The 22493-nt window shown below is 60.4% G+C and carries 17 protein-coding genes; 3 read left to right on the top strand and 14 right to left on the bottom strand.

All coding sequences use genetic code 11. The features are described 5' to 3' along the window. Nucleotides 1–11: 11 nt before the first annotated feature. The 6 genes from mdtD to betI all read right to left on the bottom strand — a co-directional run bounded on the left by mdtD (nt 12) and on the right by betI (nt 8667). Nucleotides 12–1439 (bottom strand): multidrug transporter subunit MdtD, encoded by a 1428-nt coding sequence (mdtD, locus tag ACWGZX_RS12075; RefSeq protein ID WP_452628449.1) that lies wholly within the window; start codon nt 1437–1439, stop codon nt 12–14. Between the two features lie 142 nt (nt 1440–1581). Then, on the bottom strand, nt 1582–2919 hold the full coding sequence (locus tag ACWGZX_RS12070; RefSeq protein ID WP_452628448.1) for a TldD/PmbA family protein: 1338 nt from the start codon (nt 2917–2919) through the stop codon (nt 1582–1584). Beyond that, nucleotides 2919–4361, bottom strand: coding sequence for a TldD/PmbA family protein (locus ACWGZX_RS12065; protein WP_452628447.1), 1443 nt, complete (start codon nt 4359–4361; stop codon nt 2919–2921). The genes ACWGZX_RS12070 and ACWGZX_RS12065 overlap by 1 nt, the downstream gene beginning before the upstream one ends. A 281-nt stretch (nt 4362–4642) precedes the next feature. Then, a complete protein-coding gene (betA, locus tag ACWGZX_RS12060) occupies nt 4643–6346 on the bottom strand; it encodes a choline dehydrogenase (protein WP_452628446.1) in 1704 nt (567 codons plus the stop codon). 147 nt (nt 6347–6493) lie between these two features. Further along, nucleotides 6494–7966 carry a betaine-aldehyde dehydrogenase gene (gene betB, locus ACWGZX_RS12055; RefSeq protein WP_452628445.1) on the bottom strand — a complete coding sequence of 491 codons (1473 nt, stop codon included), beginning with the start codon at nt 7964–7966 and terminating at the stop codon, nt 6494–6496. A gap of 107 nt (nt 7967–8073) precedes the next feature. Further along, entirely contained in the window at nt 8074–8667 is a 594-nt protein-coding gene (betI, locus tag ACWGZX_RS12050) for a transcriptional regulator BetI (RefSeq protein WP_452628444.1), read from the bottom strand. Between the two features lie 379 nt (nt 8668–9046). On the opposite strand from betI, the gene ACWGZX_RS12045 reads away from it, so the two are divergent. Continuing rightward, nucleotides 9047–10996: a BCCT family transporter gene (locus ACWGZX_RS12045; protein ID WP_223515897.1), complete on the top strand. Its 1950-nt coding sequence runs from the start codon at nt 9047–9049 to the stop codon at nt 10994–10996. 407 nt (nt 10997–11403) lie between these two features. On the opposite strand, the gene choV is transcribed toward ACWGZX_RS12045, so the two are convergent. The 3 genes from choV to ACWGZX_RS12030 all read right to left on the bottom strand — a co-directional run bounded on the left by choV (nt 11404) and on the right by ACWGZX_RS12030 (nt 14439). Continuing rightward, on the bottom strand, nt 11404–12582 hold the full coding sequence (gene choV / locus ACWGZX_RS12040) for a choline ABC transporter ATP-binding protein (protein ID WP_452628443.1): 1179 nt from the start codon (nt 12580–12582) through the stop codon (nt 11404–11406). After that, nucleotides 12579–13424: a choline ABC transporter permease subunit gene (gene choW / locus ACWGZX_RS12035; RefSeq protein WP_223515871.1), complete on the bottom strand. Its 846-nt coding sequence runs from the start codon at nt 13422–13424 to the stop codon at nt 12579–12581. Before choW ends, choV begins: the two co-directional genes overlap by 4 nt. Before the next feature lie 67 nt (nt 13425–13491). Then, nucleotides 13492–14439 carry a choline ABC transporter substrate-binding protein gene (locus tag ACWGZX_RS12030; RefSeq protein WP_223515868.1) on the bottom strand — a complete coding sequence of 316 codons (948 nt, stop codon included), beginning with the start codon at nt 14437–14439 and terminating at the stop codon, nt 13492–13494. Nucleotides 14440–14875: 436 nt separating this feature from the next. Here ACWGZX_RS12030 and ACWGZX_RS12025 point away from each other — a divergent pair, with 436 nt between their 5' ends. Beyond that, complete coding sequence (locus ACWGZX_RS12025; protein ID WP_452628442.1) at nt 14876–16252, top strand: L-serine ammonia-lyase; 1377 nt, start codon at nt 14876–14878, stop codon at nt 16250–16252. A gap of 554 nt (nt 16253–16806) precedes the next feature. Then, nucleotides 16807–17910, top strand: coding sequence for a choline metabolism transcriptional regulator GbdR (gene gbdR, locus ACWGZX_RS12020; RefSeq protein ID WP_150780568.1), 1104 nt, complete (start codon nt 16807–16809; stop codon nt 17908–17910). A gap of 112 nt (nt 17911–18022) precedes the next feature. Here gbdR and ACWGZX_RS12015 read toward each other — a convergent pair whose 3' ends face one another. The 5 genes from ACWGZX_RS12015 to ACWGZX_RS11995 form a co-directional block, all read right to left on the bottom strand. After that, a complete protein-coding gene (locus ACWGZX_RS12015) occupies nt 18023–18286 on the bottom strand; it encodes a hypothetical protein (RefSeq protein ID WP_401354025.1) in 264 nt (87 codons plus the stop codon). 403 nt (nt 18287–18689) lie between these two features. Then, entirely contained in the window at nt 18690–19853 is a 1164-nt protein-coding gene (locus tag ACWGZX_RS12010) for a gamma-butyrobetaine dioxygenase (protein ID WP_452628441.1), read from the bottom strand. 14 nt (nt 19854–19867) lie between these two features. Then, nucleotides 19868–20344 carry a thioesterase family protein gene (locus ACWGZX_RS12005; protein ID WP_452628440.1) on the bottom strand — a complete coding sequence of 159 codons (477 nt, stop codon included), beginning with the start codon at nt 20342–20344 and terminating at the stop codon, nt 19868–19870. A 119-nt stretch (nt 20345–20463) separates the two neighbouring features. Next, complete coding sequence (locus ACWGZX_RS12000) at nt 20464–21429, bottom strand: L-carnitine dehydrogenase (protein WP_452628439.1); 966 nt, start codon at nt 21427–21429, stop codon at nt 20464–20466. 140 nt (nt 21430–21569) lie between these two features. Beyond that, nucleotides 21570–22457 carry a BKACE family enzyme gene (locus ACWGZX_RS11995; protein ID WP_223515850.1) on the bottom strand — a complete coding sequence of 296 codons (888 nt, stop codon included), beginning with the start codon at nt 22455–22457 and terminating at the stop codon, nt 21570–21572. Nucleotides 22458–22493: the final 36 nt, after the last annotated feature.

Genomic DNA, 22493 nt, shown 5'->3' with positions numbered 1-22493 from the left:
GGCCATTCACCCTAAGGCTCGATGTGTTCTTCCGGACGCTTGACGCGCCGTCCGTCTTCCTTTGAGAGCTGCGAGAAGATGGTTGCGGCCAGCATCGCCATGATTCCAACCGTCACAAAGGTCAGTTGGAACGCCCCCAAAACCGTCGCAACGCCATCGTTTCCGATCTCTGCCGTAAAACCGCCGAGCAATGCACCGGCACACGCAACGCCCAGGCTCAGGGACAATTGCGCGACCACCGACAAGAGGCTGTTGCCGCTGCTGGCGCTGGCATCGTCGAGGTCGATCAGGGTGACGGTGTTCATCGCGGTAAATTGCAGCGAGTTGATCGCCCCGAGAATTGCCAGCAGGCACAGCAGCAGCCAGTACGGCGTCTGTTCACTGACCAGGCCCATGCTCGCGAGCATGATGCCCAGCGCCAGGGTGTTGCCGGTCAGCACGATGCGATAGCCCAAACGTTCGATCAGCGGTCGCGCCACCCACTTGGCGATCATCGCCGCCGCAGCCAGCGGCAGCATGCTCATCCCGGCCTGTGAGGGCGAATATCCCAGCGCCACTTGCAGCAGCAACGGCACGAGAAAGGGCAGGGCACCGCTGCCGAGCCGGGCGAACAGGTTGCCGAGAATGCCCACGGCAAAGGTCCGGGTCTTGAACAGCGACGGTGCGAACAGCGGATTTTCAATATGCCCGGCGCGTAACCAATACGCCGCCAGACAGGCCATGCCAGCGAATAGCAGCAACATTACTCGCAGGTGGGGAAGGTGCATTTCCCCCAGGCCTTCCATGGCGATGGTGATCAGAATCATCGCGGCGCCGAACAGCACGAATCCCAGGCTATCGAAACGGGTGCGTTCGGAACCGCGCAGGTCCGGGATGAATTTCCACACGGCGTAGCAGCCGACCAACCCGACGGGCAGGTTGATCAGGAAGATCCAGTGCCAAGTCAGGTACTGCACCATCCAGCCGCCCATGGTCGGGCCGATCAGCGGGCCGAGCAATCCGGGAATGGTGATGAAACCCATGATCCGCACCAGTTCCGAACGCGGGTAGGCGCGCAGCACCACAAGGCGCCCGACCGGCAACATCAGTGCGCCGCCCAGGCCCTGAATCACCCGGGCGCCGATCAGCAGGCTCAGGCTGCTCGACAAGGCGCAGAGCAACGAGCCGAGGCTGAACAAAATAATCGCACCGAAGAAGATTTTCTTGGTGCCGAAACGGTCGGCGATCCAGCCGGAGGCGGGGATCAGCAAGGCGACGGTGAGCATGTAGGCAATAATCACGCCCTGCATGCGCAACGGATCTTCCGCCAGGTCCCGGGCCATGGCCGGCAGGGCGGTATTGAGGATGGTGCCGTCGAGCGATTGCATGAAAAAAGCGATGGCGACGACCCACGGCACCCAACGGGCGGTGACAGCGTCGAGAGGCGGACGGTTGGGCATGGGACCTCTTGTCAGGGAGTATCTGCGTTGCACCGATTTTTGCAGGAGCTGGCTTGCCAGCGAAGAGGTCGGCAAATTCAACGTAATTGTCGACTGACCGATCGCCTTCGCTGGCAAGCCAGCTCCTACAGGTGTTGCGTGTTTACAAGGTCAGGGTCAGTCGGTTGACCAGTGCGCCCGGTAGCAAAGCCGAAGCCGTCGCCCGCTGACTGTAGGTACTCGCCGACAGCAACAATTCCCGCTCTTCGGTCAACGCCTCCAACTGCGAACCCAGCAAGCTGTAGGCACTGTCATCAAAGCGCATAGTGCTGACCGGCGCCTGAATCTCGCCGTTCTCGACCCAGAACGTCGCAAACCGTGTCATGCCGGTCATGCGAGCCCCCGGTTGGTCGGAGTAGTTCAAGTACCAGAGGTTGCTGATGTACAAACCCGTGCCCAATTGCTTGAGGATCTCGGCTTCAGGCAATTTCCCGGCCGCCATGTTCAATGCGCTCGGCATTTCACCGCCGCCCGCCCCGTTGGCGGTCAAACCGTATTCGGCCGCGCTGCGGGAACTGACCATTTGCGCGCCGGCCTTGCCTTTGACGATCAGCCCAAGATCGCTGCGTGGATACCCTTCGCCGGAGAATGCCGGGCTCAGCGAGCCACTGACCTTTTCATCAATGGACACCTGCGGGCTGAACGCACTGTCCCCCGCGTAAAGCTTTTGCAGTGGGCTGGTTTTGCTGGCGATCGACTGCGCCGAAAACCCGCCCCAGCAGAGCATGCCCATGATTTCTTCGAGTGCCGCCGGTGCGAGGTAGGCGCGGTACTGACCCGGTGCCAAGGTGCGCAACGGCCGACCGAGAAACGCCAACTGCTCGCGAGCCTGGCGGAAGCGCTTGGCAAACCCTTCGCTGTTCCAGTCATGCCCGGCGTAGCTGGCTTTCACCGCTTGGCCGTTGTCGTGGAATAGGCTGAAGTCGAAGTTGAAACTGTTGGCCTGATGCCAGCCGAACGCGCCCGACGAACTGGCGAAACCACGACTGATCGGGCCTGCCGCGTAGAAGCCCACCAAGTCCAGGCCTTCGGCGGCCTGAGTGATTTCGGCAACCACCTGCTCGGTGTCCGGCAGCGGATGCTCCTGCACATTCGTGCTCTGCCAGCCGTCGTGGTTGAGCAGCAGGTACGGATCCTGAGGCAGCAACGGCAGGGTGTCGCGCAACTGTTGCAGACCTTCGGCAAGACGCTGCACGTCCACTTCCGGGTCGCCCGCCAGTGTGATGTCGAGGTCGGCGTGTCGGCCATCGTTGATCAGCTTAAAACCAACGCTCGCCTGTTGCACATGACCGGCCTGACGCACCTTGGCGTGGTTGAAACGCACAAAAGCCGACGACTCGGCGGCGTAGCTGAGGGTGAACTGTTCCGGCTCGCGAATCGCATCGCGCAGCCAGTTGACCAAGACCTTGAACGCATCGGCCTGAATTTTCGACGTACTCATCAGGCGTCTCCCCCAAACACATCCACATTGCTGAACACGCAGGCCGGCGACGCATGGCCGACGCGGATCACCTGGTTCGGCTCACCCTTGCCGCAATTCGGCGTGCCGAGCACCTTGACGGTATTGGCGTCGCCGACGGCGCTGAGGCTTTTCCAGAACTGTGCGGAAATCGCCCGGTAGTTGGGGTTTTTCACCACGCCTTTGAGCTCACCATTCTCGATCAGCTGCGCCCATTCACAGCCGAACTGGAATTTGTTGCGCGCATCGTCGATGGACCACGAACGGTTGGTCGACATCATGATGCCGTGTTCGATGTTGCCGATCAGTTGCTCCAGCGGTTGATCGCCGGGCTCGATGTTGAGGTTGGCCATGCGGTCGATCGGTGGACGGTTCCAGCCGCAGGCGCGGCTGTTGGCGACCCCATTCATGCCTGCGCGGAATTGCGACAACGCGCCGCCCAATGGGCGTAGCAACAAACCTTCCTTGATCAAAAATTGCTTGCTCGCGGCGGTGCCGTCGTCGTCATGGCCGTAGCTGGCGAGCTGTTCGGGGATGTCCGGGTCGAACGTCACGTTGAGCAGTTTCGAGCCGTATTGCAGGTGGCCGAAGTCTTCTGCCTTGACGAAACTGGTGCCGGCGTAATTGCGCTCATCGCCCAAGATGCGGTCCAGTTCCAGCGGGTGACCGATGGATTCGTGGATCTGCAGCATCATCTGGTCGGGCATCAGCAGCAGATCGCGCGGGCCTTGCGGGGTGTTCGGTGCGAGCAGCAATTGCAGCGCCTGATCGGCGACTTGCGGGCCGGCACCGATCAAGCCGCAACGACTGATCACGTCGGCGCCACCCTGCTGGCCGAAGTTCTCGCGGCCGAGGCTACGGGTCTGGCTGTCGTTGCCGTCGTAGGCGGTGACGTCGAGGCCCGGATAGACGAAACGTTGGGCCTGGCGCAGTTCAGCGCCGGCGCTGTTGAGGTAGATCTGCTCGACGTGAGTGATGCCGATGCTGACTTGCCAGTTCACCAGCCGTTCGTCCTTGGGCACGGACGCGGATTCGGCACCGAGCAGTTGGTAGCAATCGCTCAGGGACGGGAAGGGCTGGTCGAGGTTGGGCGAAAAATAGTCGGCGCGGTCGCTGGAGACGGGTTGGTCGCGCAGGTCGAGTAGCGCGTGGGGCTTGAGTCGGCGGGCTTGTTGCTCGGCGCGGTCCAGCGCTGATTGCAGGCCCTGTTGCGACAGGTCGTTGGTCGCGGCGTAGGCTTCGACGCCGTTGACGCGCACAGTCAGCATCGCGCCTTCATCACGGCTCAGGCTTGGAGGTTCGGCGACGTTCTTGCGCACCGACAGGTACTGGCCGGACTCGCGCACATAACGCAGCGAAAAGAATTCAGCGCCCGTGCGCAAGGCAGCGAAGCGCTGCTTGAGCTGGGGGTGGAAATCGAACATTCGGGAACCTCCTTGGTATGGAGTGGTGGTGTTGCGGTACTGCGAGGGGGGGGTGAAACGTTTGCGTGGCGCTAGATTAGGCCTGCGCGGGGGGTAGGATCAAGCTTGGATCGGTGTAGGAAGGTTTACCAGGGTGTGTCAGGCAGATATGTATCGATGGGTCGGGCCTCATCGCGAGCAAGCTCGGCTCCTACGGGATTGGGGGGATCACAAAATGTGATTCAACCTCGAACTGTAGGAGCTGAGCTTGCTCGCGATGGGCGCACCTTGGTGTATCGGTCTTACTGAGCAGTAGCGCTCACTTCCCGCAACGGCTTGCCACGCACCGGTGCATCGCCGGCCACGAAGTAGGCAGCCTTGCTGCGCGGCAATGGCTGACGGCCACGAATCTTGTCGGCGATTTTCTCGGCGATCATGATCGTTGGCGCGTTCAGGTTGCCGGTAGTGATGATCGGCATGATCGAGGCATCTACCACGCGCAGACCTTGCATGCCATGCACGCGGCCTTCGCCATCGACCACCGCCAGCTCGTCGGTGCCCATCTTGCACGAGCAGGACGGGTGGAACGCGGTTTCGGCGTGTTCGCGGATGAACTTGTCGAGTTGCTCATCGGTTTGCACGTCGATGCCGGGGCTGATTTCGCGGCCACGGAAAGCGTCCAGCGCAGGTTGCTGCATGATTTCACGGGTCAGGCGGATGCCGTCGCGGAATTCCTGCCAGTCCTGCTCGGTGGCCATGTAATTGAACAGGATGCTCGGGTACTCGCGCGGGTCTTTCGACTTGGCTTGAATACGACCACGGCTTGGCGAACGCATGGAGCCCATGTGCGCCTGGAAACCGTGCTCTTTCACACCGTTGCTGCCGTTGTAGTTAATCGCGACCGGCAGGAAGTGGTACTGGATGTTCGGCCAATCGAATTCCGGACGGGTACGGATGAAACCGCCGGCTTCGAACTGGTTGCTGGCGCCGATGCCGGTGCCGTTGAACAGCCATTCGGCACCGATGGCTGGCTGGTTGTACCAGAGCAGCGACGGGTACAGCGAGACCGGTTGGGTGCAGGCGTATTGCAGGTACAGCTCAAGGTGATCCTGCAGGTTTTCGCCGACGCCTGGCAGGTCATGGACCACCGGGATGTCGAGCTTGTTCAGCAGTTCGGCCGGGCCGACACCGGAGCGTTGCAGGATCTGCGGCGACGCGATGGCGCCGGAGCACAGCAGCACTTCTTTGCGGGCGCGGACTTCAACGCGCTCTTCAGCGGCGCCGATCAGGTAACGCACGCCGACCGCGCGCTTGCCTTCAAACAGGATCTTGTCGGTCAGGGCGTGGGTGACGATGGTCAGGGTCGAACGCTTCTTGGCGACGTCCAGGTAACCGCGAGCGGTGCTGGCGCGACGGCCCTTCGGCGTCACGGTACGGTCCATCGGGCCGAAGCCTTCTTGCTGGTAACCGTTCAAGTCTTCGGTGCGCGGGTAACCGGCTTGCACGCCAGCTTCAACCATGGCGTGGAACAGCGGGTTGTTGCCAGCTTTCGGCGTGGTCACGCTGACCGGACCGTCGCCACCGTGATAATCGTTCGGGCCGATGTCGCGGGTTTCAGCTTTGCGGAAGTACGGCAGGCAGTTCAGGTAATCCCAGTCTTCCAGACCTGGCAGCTTGGCCCAGTTGTCGTAATCCATCGCGTTGCCACGGATGTAGCACATGCCGTTGATCAACGAAGAACCACCGAGGCCCTTGCCGCGACCGCATTCCATCCGGCGACCGTCCATGTGTGGCTCTGGATCGGTTTCGTAGGCCCAGTTGTAGCGACGGCCTTGCAGCGGGAACGCCAGGGCGGCCGGCATTTGCGTGCGGAAATCGAAACGGTAGTCCGGGCCGCCAGCTTCGAGCAGCAGGACGGTGACGCCTTCGTCTTCAGTCAGACGGGTCGCCAGGGTGTTACCGGCCGAGCCGGCACCGATGATGATGTAATCGAATTCTTGGGACATTGAATGCACCCTCTTTGAAGTTGGTCAGGTCTTGGCGAGTGCTGCGCACTCGATCGCCAGCAAGCCGGCTCCTACAGGTATTGCGCTGTCCCTGTAGGAGCTGGCTTGCCAGCGAAAGCGGCCTCACGGGCAATACAAGACTCGGAGTTAGAACACCGAGGCGTAATCGCCCAGTTCGACCTGTACCGATTTGATGCGGGTGAAGTTGTTCAGCGAGCTGATGCCGTTTTCACGACCCACGCCCGACTGCTTGTAACCGCCGACCGGCATCTTCGCGTCGGACTCGCCCCAGGCGTTGATCCAGCAGATACCGGCTTCCAGTTGATGAATCACGCGGTGCGCGCGGTTCAGGTCTTTGGTGACGACGCCAGCGGCCAGGCCGAACTCGGTGTCGTTGGCACGACGGATCACTTCTTCTTCGGTTTCGTAGGTCAGGATTGCCATAACCGGGCCGAAGATTTCTTCGCGGACGATGGTCATCTCGTCGGTGCAGTCGGTGAACACGGTCGGTGCCACGAACGCGCCTTTGGCGAATTCGCCGTCGGTCATACGGTTGCCGCCGCACAGCACGCGAGCGCCTTCTTCCTTACCTTTGGCGATGTAACCCAGCACGCTTTCCATGTGGGCGAAGCTGACCAGAGGACCGAAGTTAGTATTCTCGTCTTCCGGGTTGCCGACGCGGATGCGCGCAACGCGTTCAACGATCTTGGCTTCGAACGCAGCCTTCAGGTGGCTCGGCACGAACACGCGAGTGCCGTTGGTGCAGACCTGGCCGGAGCTGTAGAAGTTGGCCATCATCGCGGTGTCGGCGGCGCGATCGAGGTCGGCGTCGTCGAAAATGATCAGCGGGGATTTGCCGCCCAGTTCCATGGTCACGTCTTTCAAGGACGAAGCAGAAGCGCTGGCCATGACCTTCTTGCCGGTGTCGGTGCCCCCGGTGAAGGAGATTTTTTCGATGCGTGGGTGTTCGGTCAACCAGGTGCCGACTTCACGGCCGCTGCCGGTCAGTACGTTGAACACGCCGGCTGGCAAGCCTGCTTCGGTGTAGATCTCGGCCAGTTTCAGGGTCGTCAGGGAAGTGACTTCGCTTGGCTTGAAGATCATCGCGTTACCGGCCGCCAGGGCCGGTGCGGATTTCCACAGCGCGATCTGGATCGGGTAGTTCCACGCGCCGATACCGGCCACGACGCCCAGCGGCTCGCGACGGGTGTAGACGAACGAGGTGGTGCGCAGCGGAATCTGCTCGCCTTCGATGGCGGGTACCAGGCCTGCGTAGTATTCCAGCACGTCAGCGCCGGTGACGATGTCGACGTACTTGGTTTCGGAGTACGACTTGCCGGTGTCCAGGGTTTCCAGGGCGGCCAGTTCATCGTTGCGCTCGCGCAGGATGTCGACGGCACGACGCAGGATGCGCGAACGCTCCATGGCGGTCATTGCAGCCCAGATTTTCTGGCCCTTTTCGGCACTGACGACAGCGCGCTCAACGTCTTCCTTGGTCGCACGCTGTACTTTTGCGAGGACTTCACCGTTAGCCGGGTTGATGGCTTCGAAAGTGGCGTCGCTGCTGGCATCAGAGTAACCGCCATCGATGTAGAGTTTTTGCAGTTCGAAACGGGCCATAGTGTCCTCGCAAGTGCATAAGTGGTTGGCGTTGACCACTGGGCGTGCCGTGAAGCATTGGCGACGCTGGTCAGTGGCGGTTCGGGGGTTGAGCGTTTATGTGTGCTCTAACTCACCCGCTTGGCCAGTTGGATATCCATGTATTCGTAAGCGATCTGTTGCGCCTGCCCGGTGTCGAAAGCGTCTCCCGACAGCGCGCCGCGCAACCACAAACCGTCAATCAGGGCTGCCAGGCCACGGGCTGCACTGCGCGCATCATCTTGCGGCAATACACGGCGGAACTGGCAGCACAGGTTGGAATACAGACGGTGATCGTTGATCCGCTGCAACCTGTGCAAAGACGGCTGGTGCATGCTGGTGGCCCAGAAGGCCAGCCAGGTTTTCATTGCCGGGCCATTGACCTGGCTGGCGTCGAAGTTGCCTTCGATGATCACCTGCAGATGCGCCCGCGGGCTGTCATCTGTCAGCGCCAAACGGCGCGCGGTGACGTTCTCGCTGAGGACAGTCATCAGGTACCCCATGGTGGCGGCAATCAGGCCATTCTTGTCCTGAAAGTAGTGACTGATGATGCCATTCGAGACACCGGCCAAACGGGCGATCAGCGCAATGCTGGCGTCCCCCATGCCGACCTGATCGACGGCCTGCAATGTGGCTTCGATCAATTGCTGGCGGCGGATGGGTTGCATACCGACCTTGGGCATCTTGCACATCTCCTTAGGCCTTCCGGCGGACGTAAAACGTCTATCGGATTGAAGGCCAGTCTATTTTGTTTTGATTGAACGTTCAATCAACAAAGAATAAGATCTGCGACAATTCGTCGCTGCCTACAGGTTTTTCCTACATGTAGTTGGCGGAAAAACGACATCCAAAAACGCTCGAAACCCACGCGCACTGGCGCTCCCGGGTTTCGGGCTTTTTTCGGGGTGTCTTTATATCACCCGCCGGTCGGCTGCCAACTAATCGATTGGTCGGGTATCGCGTTGCCTTGTGTTCTTCTCTCGCACTTGCTGGAGCATCTGTGCCATGAGTTCTGCCTCCCTTATAAAGACCCCACCCGATAAGGTGACGGTCAACGGTTGGGTGTTCTACACCTCTACCGCGCTGATCCTGCTGTTGACCGCCATTCTGATCATCGCCCCGCAAGAGGCCGGCAGATTGCTCGGTATTGCTCAGGCCTGGTTGTCCCGCAGCTTCGGCTGGTACTACATGGTGGTGATCGCCGCTTACCTGGTGTTCGTCGTCGGGCTGGCGTTTTCCTCCTACGGCAAGCTCAAACTGGGCAGCAAGGACGACACCCCGGACTTCAGCTACGGCGCCTGGGCGGGGATGTTGTTCTCCTCGGGTATCGGCATCTCGCTGTTGTACTTTGGTGCTTCCGAGCCGCTGGATCACTACTTCAATCCGCCGGAAGGCGTGGCCGCCAGCAACATGGCCGCGCGTCAGGCGGTACAGCTGACGTTCCTGCACTGGGGCCTGCATGGCTGGGCGATTTACGCATTGGTCGGTCTGGCCGTGGCTTACTTTGCTTACCGTCACAACCAGCCGCTGGCGTTGCGTTCGGCGCTGTATCCGCTGGTGGGTGAGCGTTGGGTCAAAGGCGCGGCCGGTCATGCGGTGGACGGCTTTGGCATGTTCGTGACCCTGCTGGGTCTGGTGACGAACCTGGGAATTGGTTCGTTGCAAGTGTCCTCGGGCCTCGAAAACCTGTTCGGCATGGAACACAGCAACACCAACCTGCTGATCGTGATCATTGTGATGAGCACCGTGGCGACCATCGCCGCCGTGTCCGGTGTGGAAAACGGTATCCGCCGTCTGTCCAACCTGAACATCGTGCTGTTCAGTGGCCTGCTGATTTTCGTCCTGCTGTTCGGCCCGACCCTTCACTTGCTCAACGGCTTCGTGCAGAACATCGGTGACTACCTGAACGGTGTGGTCCTGAAAACCTTCGACCTGTATGTGTACGAAGGCGACAGTGAGAAGTCCGACCGCTGGTTGGGCCTGTGGACACTGTTCTACTGGGCGTGGTGGATTTCCTGGGCCCCATTCGTAGGCATGTTCATCGCGCGTATTTCCCGTGGTCGCACGGTGCGTGAACTGGTGGCCGGCGTGCTGCTGATCCCGCTGGGCTTCACCCTGGCGTGGCTGTCGATCTTCGGTAACTCGGCCCTGGACCTGGTGATGAACCATGGGGCGGTGGAGCTCGGAAAGACAGCGCTCGAACAGCCGTCCATGGCGATCTACCAGTTACTGGAGCATTACCCGGCATCGAAAGTGGTGATCGGCGTGTCGATCTTTGTCGGTTTCGTGCTGTTCCTGACCCCGGCGGATTCCGGTGCGGTGATGATGGCCAACCTTTCGTGCAAGGGTGGCACCGTCGACGAGGATGCGCCGCACTGGCTGCGGATCTTCTGGTCGGCTGTGATCACGCTGGTGACCATCGGCCTGCTGTTCGCCGGTAACTTCGAAGCCATGCAAACCATGGTGGTGCTGGCCGGTTTGCCGTTCTCGGTGGTGCTGGTGTTCTTTATGTTCGGATTGCACAAGGCCATGCGCCAGGACGTGCAGATCGAACAAGAGCAAGCGGAGTTGGCTGCACGCGGTCGTCGTGGTTTCAGCGAGCGTTTGACTCAGTTGGACTTGCAGCCGAACCAGTCGATCGTTCAGCGTTTCATGGACAAGCAAGTCAGCCCGGCGCTGGAAGACGCGGCGCTGCAATTGCGCGGTCAGGGTCTGGATGTGCAGACGCTGTTGGGCAAGTCCAAGCGTTGCATGGGCGTGCGGATCGAGATGGAAGAGGGCAACCCTTTTGTCTACGAAGTGAGCCTGGATGGCTATCTGGCGGCGGCGAGCGACACGGCGTCGGCTGAAAGTGCTGATGAACCGCGTGCGCGCTACTACCGCGCCGAGGTGTACCTGCACAACGGCAGCCAGGATTACGACTTGATGGGCTTCACCCAGGATCAGATCACCCGTGACGTGCTCGATCAGTTTGAAAGCCATCGGCAGCTCCTTGGCCGGGTTTACAGCTGAGTAATGACGCTACGGTGTGCCTGGACCCACCGCAGCGCTTTTGTAGGCGCTGGCTTGCCAGCGAATGCTCCACCGCGGTGTACCTGACGCTCCGCCTTCGCCGGCAAGCCGGCTCCTACAGAGTCTCGGGAACACCACCTGGCCTTTGTAGGCGCTGGCTTGCCAGCGAATGCCCCCGCCGCGGTGTACCTGACGCTCCGCCTTCGCCGGCAAGCCGGCTCCTACAGAGTCTCGGGAACACCACCTGGCCTTTGTAGGAGCTGGCTTGCCAGCGAATGCTCCACCGCGGTGTACCTGACGCTCCGCCTTCGCCGGCAAGCCGGCTCCTACAGGGATAGCGTCGTTACAAATAACCTGTTCAAACAAAAACGCCGCGATTCTCTCGCGGCGTTTTTGTGTCTGCTTCCTTATCCCAGGTTCTTGCCGAGCAGTGCGTGATACAGCTCGCTGTCACCCAGAATCCCGACCACTTTGTGGTTGTCGTGCAACACCAGTTTATTGCCGGTCTGATAACGAATCTGCAGCGCATCGCGCATGCCGATGTTCGAATCCACCAGTGTCGGCCGACGTCCCAAACCTTCCACCGCTTGCCCTGGAATCCAGTTCTGCAGGTCCAGGCTCGCGCCGTTCTGGCGGGCGCCTTTGATGGTGTTGCCTTCGGCCAGGTCCAGCCACGAATCGCCGCCCGGGTCGAGGCAGACCGAGCCGTTGATGCGCTTGCAGTTGTCCAGCGTGCGCATCAGGCTGCGGCCGCACAACACGTTCAGCGGATTGGTGTGCGCGACGAAGGTCCGCACGTAGTCGTCCGCCGGGTTCAGCACGATCTCTTCCGGCTTGCTGTACTGAATGATCCGGCCGTCTTTCATGATCGCAATGCGGCTACCAAGCTTCAGGGCTTCATCGAGGTCGTGACTCACGAAGACGATGGTCTTGTGCAGCTTGCGTTGCAGTTCCAGCAGTTCGTCTTGCAGGCCTTGGCGGATCAGCGGGTCGAGTGCCGAGAACGGTTCGTCCATCAGCAAAATGTCGGCGTCCATCGCCAGCGCGCGGGCCAGACCCACACGTTGCTGCATACCGCCGGAGAGCTCGTCGGGTTTCTTGTTGCGCCACTGGGACAGGCCCACCAGCTCCAGCTTGTCGTCCACCAGTTTGCGCCGTTCTTTTTCCGGGCGACCCTGCATTTCCAGACCGAAACTGATGTTCTCGCGCACTGTCAGCCAAGGCATCAGGGCGAACTTCTGGAACACCATCGCAATGCGCTTGGTGCGCATCATTTTCAGTTCTGCCGGGGTGCACGAGGCAATGTCGATCTGCTTGCCTTCGTGCTCGACGAACAACTTGCCGCGGCTGACAGTGTTGAGGCCGTTGATGCAGCGCAGCAGGCTGGACTTGCCCGAGCCGGACAGGCCCATCAGTACGCAGATTTCACCTTTTTCGATGTCCAGGCTGGCCTTTTCAACGCCGACAATCTGCCCGGTCTTTTTCAGGATCTGGTCGCGGGTCATGCCCTGATCGAGAAGCTTGAGGGCCTCTCGCGGGTCTTTGGAGAAGATTACGTCGACGTCTTCGAAGCGAATAATGCTCATGCGTCACCCCCTACTTTAGCGTCGGGTTGTTTGCAGATACGGTCGAGCATGATCGCCAGCAATACGATCGCCAGGCCCGCTTCAAAGCCCAGGGCGATATCAGCAGTGTTCAGTGCGTTGACCACGGGTTTGCCCAGGCCGTCGGCGCCCACCAGTGCCGCGATCACCACCATCGACAGCGACAGCATGATGCACTGGGTGATGCCGGCCGCGATGCTTGGCATGGCGTGGGGCAGTTCAATCCGTGAGAGCAGTTGACGGCGCGAGCAGCCGAAGGCTTTGCCGGCGTCCATCAGTTCCTGTGGAACATCGCGAATGCCCAGGTAGGTCAGGCGGATAGGCGCGGCAATCGCGAACACCACCGTCGAGATCAAGCCCGGGACCACACCCAGCCCGAATAGGGTCAGGGTAGGAATGAGGTACACGAAGGTCGGCACGGTCTGCATCAGATCGAGCACCGGGCGCATCAGTGTGTAGAACATCGGTTTGTGCGCGGCGACGATGCCCAACGGCACGCCGATGACCACGCAGACCAGGGTGGCGAACAGCACCTGGGCGAGGGTTTCCATGGTTTCCTGCCAGTACCCCAGGTTGAGGATCAGCAGGAAGGAGGCGATGACGAAAACCGTCAGTCCCCATTTGCGTTGAATAAAGTGTGCCAGTAGCGCGATGAGGCCGATCAATGCCAGCGGGTTGAACCAGGTCAGCGCAAAAGTCACGCCGTGGATCATCGTTTCCAGTGTCATGGCGATTGCGTCGAAGGTGCTGGCGCCGTGTTGCGTCAACCATTCAACGAAGCCCGCGATGTACTGGCCTAAAGGGATTTTTTGATCAATCAGCATGGTAGTGAACGTCCGCATGCAAGGAAATAAACAGCCCGGACGGCCGAAGCCGCCCGGCGTAAGCGATTTACTGCGCGAGCTTGGCTTTCACGGCCTCCAGGCCAGGTTTACCGTCAATGGTGGTCACGCCAGCGAGCCAGGTATCGAGGACCTGTGGATTACTTTTCAGCCAGGCCTTGGCGGCCGCGTCAGGCTTCATCTTGTCGTCCAGGATGTTACCCATCAGAGCGCTTTCCATGTCGACGGTAAATTCCAGGTTCTTCAGCAGTTGGCCGACGTTGCTGCATTCCTGGGTGTAACCCTTGCGGGTGTTGGTTGCCACGGTGGCGGCGCCGAAGTCCGGGCCGAAAAACTCGTCACCACCGGTCAGGTATTGAATCTTGAAGCGCTTGTTCATCGGGTGTGGTGCCCAGCCGAGGAAGACCACGGCGGTGTCGCGCTTCTGCGCGCGATCGACCTGCGACAACATGCCGGCTTCGCTGGACTCGACCACTTTGAAACCAGCGTCTTTAAGGCCGAAGGCGTTCTTGTCGATCATACTCTGGATCAGACGATTACCGTCGTTTCCTGGCTCGATGCCGTAGATTTTGCCGTCGAGTTCTTTCTTGAATTTGGGGATGTCGGCGAAGTCATGCAGCCCTTTGTCGTACAGCGCTTGCGGCACGGCGAGGGTGTACTTGGCGCCTGTCAGGTTGGTGCGCACGACGTCGACGGTGCCGGCATCGCGGTAGGCCTTGATGTCGTTTTCCATGGTCGGCATCCAGTTCCCCAGGAAGATGTCCATGTTCTTGCCATCAGCGAGGGACTTGTAGGTCACAGGCACGGAAATCATCGTGGTTTTGGTCTTGTAGCCGAGGGCGTTGAGCACGACGCTGGTGGTGGCGGTTGTCGCGGTAATGTCGGTCCAGCCGACATCGGAGAAGTTTACGGTGCTGCACTGGGCGGGTTCAGCAGCTTGAGCCAGTAACGGCAGACTCAGCATGGCGGCCAACAACAACGACGGGGAACCTTTCATGGATGGACTCCTTGGTGTTTTTTTTGGCAGTGTTCCGACTGGACCACCGCACTTATAGGTTGCGGTTGGATGGCGTTTTGGAGACATCTCTACCACGGCGCCTTGCAATCGAGTCGATACGATCATGTACCAGTGAAAATCTGACGCCTACAGGGTGCGTCGTAACCAGTACAGGGAGGGTCGCATCCAGTGTCGGTGACGTCGTTTACAGCTTTTTTCAGCCCTCTTTCTGTCTCTGATCCGCTAAAAAACGGCGAAAACATTGCGTCGCCGCCCTGCGGCGTTGGTGGGCATGAGTGCGTCGGTGTGAGACGTCGAACGACATGACAAAAGCCTGATGATGCGGCCATCTCGGCGGATTGCAGCTTGAGCGTAGCAGCTCCGCCACTGGGCGCTTTTTGCGTCTGGAGTCGGCACATCCAGGAGTTCGGCAGTAATGGCTATCAGTGTTTTCGACCTGTTCAAAATCGGCATCGGCCCTTCCAGTTCACACACCGTGGGGCCTATGCGGGCCGCCGCATTGTTTGTTGAATCGCTGCGGGAGAAGCATTTGCTGGAGCAAGTGTGTCGCGTCGAAGTTCAACTGTACGGTTCGCTGTCGGCCACCGGCATCGGTCACGGCAGCGACAACGCGGTGATCATGGGCCTGATGGGCGAGTGGCCGGACGCGATCGACCCGTCGCAAATCGGCATCCGCATCGAAACCCTGCGCGAAACCCACACGTTGCTCCTCGACGGTCGCTTGTCGGTGCCCTTCATCTGGGCACGGGACATGCGCTTGATCGACGAAAACCTGCCTTTCCACCCCAATGCCATGACCCTGATCGTCGAAGGCGATCACGGCGAACTGCATCGCGACACTTACTATTCCATCGGCGGCGGTTTTGTCGTGGATGAAGCCCAGGCGTCCAGCGGTGTGGTCGATCTGGATCGCACCGTGTTGCCGTACGATTTCTCCAGCGCCGTCGAGCTGCTGAGCCTTTGCCAGAAGCACAACCTGCGCGTGGCTGAGTTAATGATGGCCAACGAGAAGGTCTGGCGCAGTGAGGAAGAAATCCGCGCCGGCCTGATGAAGCTTTGGCGCGCCATGCAGGATTGCGTCGACCAGGGCCTCAAGCACGAAGGCATCTTGCCTGGCGGATTGAATGTGCGTCGGCGTGCGGCGAAGTTGCACCGCAGCTTGCAGGAGCTGGGCAAGCCGAACGTGATCGGCTCGACCTTGAGTGCCATGGAGTGGGTCAACCTGTTCGCGCTGGCGGTCAACGAAGAGAACGCCGCTGGCGGGCGAATGGTGACAGCGCCGACCAACGGCGCGGCGGGGATCATTCCAGCGGTGCTGCACTACTTTATGAAGTTCAGCGAATCGGTGACGGATGCCAATGTCGTCGACTATTTCCTCAGCGCCGCAGCCGTGGGGATTCTGTGCAAAAAGAACGCCTCGATCTCCGGCGCCGAAGTTGGTTGCCAGGGCGAAGTCGGTTCGGCCTGCGCGATGGCGGCGGCGGGGTTGGCGGAGATTCTCGGCGCCACGCCGGAACAGCTGTGCAACGCCGCCGAAATCGGCTTGGAACACAACCTCGGCCTGACTTGCGACCCGGTGGGCGGTCTGGTGCAAGTGCCGTGCATCGAGCGCAACGCGATTGCCGCGGTGAAAGCGATCAATGCGGCGCAGATGGCGCTGCGTGGCGATGGTCAGCACTTTATCTCGCTGGACCGGGTGATTCGCACCATGCGTGATACCGGCGCCGATATGCATGACAAATATAAAGAGACATCGCGCGGTGGGTTGGCGGTTAGCGCGGTGGAATGCTGAGACTGAGTTGACCCTGTGGTGAGGGGGCTTGCCCCCGTTGGGTCGCGCAGCGGCCCTGAAATCTTTACGACTGCTGCGCAGCCGAACGGGGCGGTGCGGCGGTCCGACGAGCCCCCTCGCCACACCAGACCAGTCAAAACTGCGCGCTAAGTGAACACCTGACCCCAAACGCGCCACCTTTTGGCGCGTCGCTTACAGATAAGTGCCTTTCCCGAGATCAGGGATCCAACTCCGCTCCGACCACTCGTCACCCGTGCCAGCGGTGACACTCTTTCCCGGCACCTCGCAGCCCTGTTCCCACAAGTGCTACCGATTTGCTCACCACCAGCAGGAGAGGGCACTTGCTCTGCCTGGTGGCACTTTTATCCCCTACTCCACGCGCGTCATATCCAGACACATTCCGACGTCGTTTTCAGGAGTTATTGAACGCGCATTCAATTTTAGGCATGGCAATTGCTCTGTCATTACAAAGCCCGTCTCCCACGCGAGAACGATGGCAATAAAAAGAGCCTCCGCCTGAGGCCATCACCCGCTTTGTGTGAGGAGATACCGCGATGACGACGTTCAACTCCGGGGCCCAACCCCAGAACCGTGCGCCTCAATCCATCGGCTTTCTGCTGTTGGACAATTTCACGCTGATTTCTCTGGCCTCCGCAGTCGAACCCCTGCGCATGGCCAACCAATTGTCCGGCCGTGAGCTGTATCGCTGGACCACGATCACCGTCGATGGCGGTCAGGTCTGGGCCAGTGACGGCCTGCAGATCACCCCCGACTGTTCCATGCACAAAGCCCCCGCCCTGGACACCATCATTGTCTGCGGCGGTATCGGTATCCAACGCACGGTCACCCGTGAGCACGTGTCATGGCTGCAAAGCCAGGCGCGTCAGTCACGTCGTCTCGGCGCGGTCTGCACCGGCAGCTGGGCCCTGGCCTGCGCCGGCCTGCTGGACGGTTTTGATTGCAGCGTGCACTGGGAATGCCTGGCCTCGATGCAGGAAGCCTTCCCGCGTGTGGTCATGAGCACGCGCTTGTTCACCCTGGACCGTAACCGTTTCACCAGTTCCGGCGGCACCGCGCCACTGGACATGATGCTGCACCTGATCAGCCGCGATCACGGCCGTGAACTGTCCGCCGCAATCTCGGAAATGTTTGTCTACGAACGTATCCGCAACGAACAAGATCACCAGCGCGTGCCGCTCAAGCACATGCTCGGGACCAATCAGCCGAAGTTGCAGGAAATCGTTGCGCTGATGGAAGCCAACCTCGAAGAGCCGATCGACCTCGATGAACTGGCGGTGTACGTCGCTGTGTCGCGACGTCAGCTGGAGCGACTGTTCCAGAAGTATCTGCACTGCTCGCCGTCGCGTTACTACCTGAAACTGCGCCTGATCCGCGCCCGGCAGTTGCTCAAGCAAACGCCGATGTCGATCATCGAAGTGGCGTCGGTGTGTGGCTTTGTTTCCACGCCGCACTTCTCCAAGTGCTATCGCGAATACTTCGGCATTCCACCGCGTGACGAGCGCGTAGGTTCCAACACCACGCAACAGGTGGCGATGATGCCGCTGCCGCAGGCACTGGTGCTGTCGCCGTTGTCCGGGCCGTTGTCGGCTTTGAGTCAGGCGCGGAACGAGTCGACTTTTGCCAGTGTAAGGCTTTAAACCGTTGTGGCGAGGGGGCTTGCCCCCGTTGGGTCGCGAAGCGACCCCAAAAACGACTGCTGCGCAGCCGAACGGGGCGATGCGGCGTTCCGACAAGCCCCCTCGCCACAGGTCAGGCGCTACGGCTCTGCTGATACTCCGCCAATGCCGGCAACAACTGCTTATCAATGGCCTGGCGCACGGCCGGCAGGATGGTCGCGCTGCTGGTGTACATCTGCTTGACCATGGTCCGCAGTTCCATTGCCCGTTCGTTGTTCAAGCCCCGTACCGCGCATTCGCAGGCCTGCTCAGCGGTGGCGCCCGGGGGCACTGCAAATCCCAACGCCTTGAGCTGGCCCAACAAGTCTTCCTGGTCGATCAAATCGGCGTACATCATGACGCAATCCTTCTTCAGGGAACGGTGTCTTGGCTCGATTCTCGTAGGGGGATGCGGCGGCGGCAAGGGCGATTTGTCGCAATGGCTGCAATACCTATGAGCAGGTCGTTTTCGGCTATCTTGCGAATCAAGAGAGTGGGCACACTGGACTCAGCTGGCAACACGAAGGTTTGGTCACCCTCGCGCAACGGCTCCTCGACAGTACCCTCCTCAGCTCCGATCTTGTCACGGCTTGATCGGGGTTTTTTTTTGCCTGTGAATCAGGGGGGAATGTGGTGTCTGGGCTGACGCTTTCGCGAGCAGGCTCGCTCCCACATTCAACCGCATTCCCCTGAGAGAACTCGGTCAACTGTGGGAGCGAGCCGGCTCCGGGCGGCGTTCCGACGATGAACGATGACGCGGTCTAGCGTTGCAACACAAGGATGCGCGACAACAACTCATCCCGATCCACATAGCACCCCTGAAAATGCCGGGCGCCACTGGCGGGATCAAACGCGTTGCGGGCGTGGAGGGTGCGGCGATTATCGAAGCACCACAGCTCACCAGGGTTGAGCCGCATCATCACCCGAAACCGCATTTCACGGGTCATTGCAATGAAACGTCGGTAAGCGTGATACAGCCTGGGCATCTGCTCCACCGAGGCATCAAACGGCCCGCGCAGAAAATTCGCCATGCGGATTTCCGACACCTGTCCCAAAGCATTCAGCGCAATGATCGGCGCCAGGCAGCGGTAGTCGCTGTGACGGTCCTTGTTGCGGAACTCCACAGGGATTTCGCAAAGGCTTTGGAACGCCTCGGGATCTTCATTGCGCAAGGCATCGGCAATGGCAAAGCCGTCGACGAAAATACTCTCGCCACCGTCGGCGTCATTGACCAGGCAATGTAGAAATTGCAGTCCCGGTTGCAGCTCCCGGGTTGGCAGATCGCTGTGCAACGGCAGGTTGAAAGCGGTGTAGGCATTGCTGTCGGCATCGGCCTTGGATTGCACGTTGAACAGCACGCCGAAATTGCTCTCGCGGATGAAGGAAATCCGTTGGGCGATCAGCTTCAGCGAACCCGGCTCAGTAGGCACGCCGCGAACCTGGGTCAGGCCGACATCGCGCACCGCCAGCAGCCATTGCAGTAGGGCGTCGTTGTCATTTATCAGCACCTGGTAATCGAACACCGGCAACTGCAAATCGCTGCACCAAAGCCGCGCTTTGGGTTTGCCGGCCTCGCGTTCGGCGCGGGATTCATCGTCATAGGCGTGGGCGCGTAACCAGCCCGGATCGAAGCGGCTGAGGTGGCCATCTTCCCACTCGACGCTGAGACAACCTCCGGTATCGACGTTTGCCTGGCTCGGCATGAGGTTTTGCTCGACATCGACGATTTCCAGCACTTGCTCGCGGGTCACCGTATAGACGCATTGCGGGCACGGGCAGTTGTCCCGCAACCATTGGTAATGAAAGGGGCTGACGCGATCATCGGCCCACTTCACCAGAACCCGGTCCGCCAAGGTTTGCACGCCAGCCAGCGCGCTGATCAACGGATAAGTACGGAAGTCGGCAAAAGCAGCGGCGGTATTCAAGGGCGATCTCCTTGTTATTTTTTTGGAGGTAAAGCGATCACTCGGCCAATGTAGTCAGGGGTGGGCAGGTCGGCTTGCTCGGCAACGATGGCTTGCAGCTTACTCAGCGACAGTTCGCTGAACGGTGCGGATCGTGGCCCGGCGAGGTCGACGTGAAGCAACATTTGCTCGTTACCGGCCAGTTCCTTGTCATCGCCCACCAGATGGAGGCTGTGATAGAGGTGCAGGCGTTTGCTGTCGTGGCCAATGATCTGCGTATGCACTTCGACGTCGGCGTCGAGCTTCACTTCGTGCAGGTAATTGAGGTGCAATTCGAGGGTGAACAGCGAGTGGCCGCTGGCTTCGCGGTTGTTACTGTCCATGCCGAGGCGATCCATCAGCGCGTCGGTAGCGTAGCTGAAAATCAGCAGATAGAAGGCGTCGCGCAGGTGGCCGTTGTAGTCGACCCAGTCGGGGATGATTTTGGTGCTGTAGGTCGTAAGAGCGGGCATGCGATCAGGTCCTGTAGTAAGGAGAGCCTGTAGGAGCCGGCTTGCCGGCGAATGGGGCCGCGCGGTGTGACAGATACACCGCTTTCGCTGGCAAGCCAACTCCTACAGGGGGCCAGCGTTTAGTCGGCAAAGGCCATTCCATGCTTCTCTTTGGTTGTCTTCACTGCCTCCAGCACTGCCAGCAAGCAATCATCACGATAGCGCTCCAGCGCCGAAATGCTGTGCGTGCCCAACTGATCAGTAGTGCCATCCACCACATCATCAATCAATTTGTCGGTCAACTCCGGCGCTGGCAGGTACGTCCAAGGCAACTGCAAGGCCGGACCGAACTGTGCCATGAAGTGGCGCATCCCGGCATCGCCGCCGGCCAGGGTGTACGTCAAGAATGTGCCCATGAACGACCAGCGCAGGCCCGCGCCAAAACGAATCGCGTCGTCGATTTCACCGGTGGTCGCCACGCCGTCGTTTACCAGGTGCAGCGCCTCACGCCAGAGTGCTTCGAGCAAGCGGTCGGCGATAAAACCGGGTACTTCCTTGCGCACATGCAGAGGACGCATGCCCAGGGATTCATAGACTTTCATTGCTGCTTGAACGGCTTCCGGGGCGGTGTTTTTTCCGCCGACCACTTCCACCAATGGCAGCAGGTAAACCGGGTTGAACGGATGGCCGACCACGCAGCGTTCCGGGTGCGTTGCACTCTCGTAGAACTCGCTCGGTAACAAGCCCGATGTACTGGAGCCGATCAAGGCATTGGGCTTGGCCGCCGCGCTGATTTTGCTGTGCAATTCCAGTTTCAGCTCCAGGCGTTCCGGGGCGCTTTCCTGAATAAAATCCGCATCGCGTACGCACTCTTCAATCGTCGCGACAAAGCGCAGGCGATCCTGAGAGGCGCCAGGCGCCAGGCCTTGTTTCTCCAAGGCGCCCCACGCATTGGCAACGCGTTTGCGCAGTGCGGCTTCGGCACCGGGTGCCGGGTCCCAAGCCACGACGTCGAGGCCGTGGGCGAGGGCACGGGACACCCAACCGCTGCCGATGACACCGCTGCCCAGGGCTGCGAAGGTTTTGATTTCGGTGATGAAGGTCATGGCACTTCCTGAAAGTATTCGGTGATCCCCTGTAGGAGCCGGCTTGCCGGCGAAGGCGATTTCAGCACCGCAGACAATGCGGCGGATGTACCGGCCTCTTCGCCGGCAAGCCGGCTCCTACAGGGGTTGGGGATAACGGCTTAACCGCGCTTGGTCAGGCCCATTTTTTTGCGACCTTCAGCCGGGGTCAGCACCCGGGCGCCGAGGCGGCTGAGGATTTCGCTGGCGCGTTCGACCAGTTGGCCGTTGGTCGCCAGTACGCCTTTGTCCAGCCAGATATTGTCTTCCAGACCAACCCGCACGTTGCCGCCGAGCAGCACAGCCTGAGCGGCCATCGGCATCTGCATGCGACCGATACCAAAGCCAGCCCACACCGCGTTAGCCGGCAGGTTGTCGACCATGGCTTTCATGGTGGTGGTGTCGGCCGGCGCGCCCCACGGGATGCCCAGGCACAGTTGGAACAGCGGGTCGTCGAGCAGGCCTTCCTTGATCAACTGCTTGGCGAACCACAGGTGACCGGTGTCGAAAATTTCCAGCTCGGCTTTCACGCCCAGCTCTTGAATGCGTTTGGCGCCGGCACGCAGCTGGGCCGGGGTGGACACGTAAATGGTGTCGCCATCGCCGAAGTTCAGGGTGCCGCAATCGAGGGTGCAGATTTCCGGCAGCAGTTCTTCGACGTGGGCCAGACGGGTCAGTGGGCCGACCAGGTCAGTGTTCGGGCCGAACTCCATCGGGTTCTCGCCGGCGCCGATTTCCAGATCGCCGCCCATCCCGGCGGTGAGGTTGACGATGATGTCGACATCGGCTTCGCGGATGCGCTCCATCACTTCACGGTACAGCGCCACGTCGCGGCTGAACTTGCCGGTTTCGGGGTTGCGTACGTGGCAGTGAACCACGGTGGCACCGGCCTTGGCGGCTTCCACGGCGGCGGCGGCGATTTGTTTCGGGGTGACCGGCACGTGTGGACTCTTGCTGGTCGTGTCGCCAGCACCGGTGAGTGCGCAGGTGATGATGACGTCGTGGTTCATTGGGCGGTTCCTTACAGGCGAGTGCTATTTAGTTGA

It is taken from the genome of Pseudomonas sp. CLCA07, assembly GCF_053615335.1.
Note: the sequence above shows the minus strand (reverse complement) of the source record. Positions and strands in the feature narration are given on the sequence as shown.